Raw genomic sequence first — 2,263 nt, forward strand, 5'->3', positions numbered from 1 at the left:
GCAAAACAGTAGTGCAGTAGTGATACGTTTTCTTAATGATCGAGGTCATATTAGTTTTTGTTTAATTTGATGTTCTCTGTTTAGGCTGTTACTCACCTCTTCCAGTCAGCTCGACCTATCTTATAAACTAGACAGTGACTACCATCGAATGATCTTCGTTCCACAAACTGGAAACCAATGCGCTCGTAAAAGCGAATAGCTCGGCGGTTGGGCTCTAGCGGATCAATTAGAACGGCCGTGACATTTTTATCTTGAAAGCAGCGTTCAAGCACTAGTTTCATCATAATAGTTCCGTATCCTTTTCCCAAGTCTTCGGCTTCGCCAATCCAGATATCAAGGGCTCTCAGATTTGCCTCTACGTCGCCCCAGTAGTGCGTTTCCTCTTCCGCCGGATCAATTATTTGTACGCAGCCAATTGGCCTACCGTCTAGTTCGGCCATCAATTGTTCGCGCCATTTGGGAAAACGCTGTAATTCGTACTCCCAATTCCAATTATCATCTTCATCATCCGAGGCCTTCACATGCTGTTGCTGATCCCAGTGCAGTAGTAGGCTTAAATCATCGATACTTGCTGGGCGCAATGTGATTTTCATTTGTTTAGCCGAAGATTAATTTTTTGAAGCTAGCTATCCTTCTTTGCTACGCACTAGCACCACCCAATCCTGGGTATCGCCCGCTGGGGCATTTCCGACTGGAGTACTCTCTCCGCCGCTTACTTCACCTGCGCTTCCACTTTGTAAATCACCGCCATTCTTGGGATCAAACCACTGTACGGAGTAGGTTCCACCCCCTTCTAGGTTGAGATTGGTCGTGGCAGTATTGTGCAGATAGATGGCATAGACTTCTCCGGGCTTGGCAAAACAGTAAGCTCCTTCGGCACTTACTAAATCATCGGCCGATTGCATCTCCCAGAACGGTAAATTCTCGTGAAAGAAAGAAACAGCGTGATCGGTTTGTTCCCACATATTATTGCGGGTGCGCCAGGTTTCTAATCCTAAATCACTATCACCGTAAAGATAGCCGAAGTACCATTCGGCACCACCGCCGCCCGCCATCAAGTTACCCCACAGTACTTCATAACGAATAGTATCATGATCGGGGTCCATATCGTCAGGGAATACGCCGTGGTAGTAGGGGCCAATTTCATCCAGGTTTACGACCCACTGTTTACCAGCTTCAGCCGAAGCATCTATCCAGCGTTTGGTTTCTGTATGCACTATCGAAGGTGGATTAATTTGCAGTGCGGGACCATCTAAATCCTCAAACCCTAGTAGTGGTTCCAAAATATCATCGCGCTCTTTCTGCCCAGCATGGGTGTGCAAGGTCACAGAGTTTTGGTAGGGATCAGTTTCTTTAAAATAGCTAATCATAGCTTTCCGCTGTTCATCATTCTGCGATTCTGGTGAAAATTCAGCGTAGCCGTTTTCCTCGCCCATATCCCAAGTTACAGCCAGATGATGGGCAAACCGAGCAATGAGTTCACGGTAGTAAAGCTTACGTTGCGGCCCGGTATCGCCATTATCCAACAATAGTTCGTTTTCAGTCTCTTGCGTAAATATGTGCAACAGAAAGCCCAGGCTATCGGCGTGAGAGAATACTGTTTCCCACTGGTCTAACTTACTGCAATCGAAGCGGTAGCGTTCCTCATAGCTGGTGTAAGGCCAGACATCTTCCCCGTCTCCTCCGATGTTCATAGTTAGGAAATAAAGAGAATTCATGCCTTTCTCGGCCAGATAATTGAGCCCGCCAATGATGCCTTTTCCCTTGCCCCCCTGCCAGCTAGGGTCGCCGTTGTTCCAATCCTGGATATGATCTTCGTAAATGTGAAGTTCCTTGTCGACCGGTGCTTCACCCTCTTTATGTCCTTCTTCCCCGCCAAACTCAGTTCCGTCAAAATCTATGTAACCCAGTAGGTTTTCGGGGCTACCGGCACCGCCCTTCAGGTAGTATTCATCCGTACCGGCAAACTTTAGGTAGCGTTCGCCTACGTACCGCAGTTTTCCTTTAGCCCGGAAATCCTGCCCTTGTTTATCGGAGGCTACTACTTGAAATGAGCCTTGTTCACCATCAAAAGCCACCGGCTCACCCGCGTCTGCATCGATGCTGACAGCAATGTTATCTCCTTTTCGGAAGGATACTTCGTAGGACCATTCCCCTTCGGCGTCAGGGGTGAAACGAACCTGCCAGATATTTCCGCTGGAAGCGCTGCTCTCAGACGCGTTACCATCCGCTGCGTAAATGCGAGGCACTTCGTAGGTCTGGC

The 2,263-nt window shown here is 48.2% G+C and carries 2 protein-coding genes; both read right to left on the reverse strand.

What is annotated here, in order from left to right; translation table 11 throughout:
- Positions 1-92: 92 nt before the first annotated feature.
- Positions 93-593 (reverse strand): GNAT family N-acetyltransferase, encoded by a 501-nt coding sequence (locus WBA23_RS15530; RefSeq protein ID WP_424583199.1) that lies wholly within the window; start codon positions 591-593, stop codon positions 93-95.
- A gap of 33 nt (positions 594-626) precedes the next feature.
- On the reverse strand, positions 627-2,263 hold a 1,637-nt coding region (locus tag WBA23_RS15535), incomplete at its 5' end, for a putative collagen-binding domain-containing protein (RefSeq protein ID WP_424583200.1).

It is taken from the genome of Tunicatimonas sp., from assembly GCF_049647865.1.
GTDB lineage: Bacteria > Bacteroidota > Bacteroidia > Cytophagales > Cyclobacteriaceae > Tunicatimonas.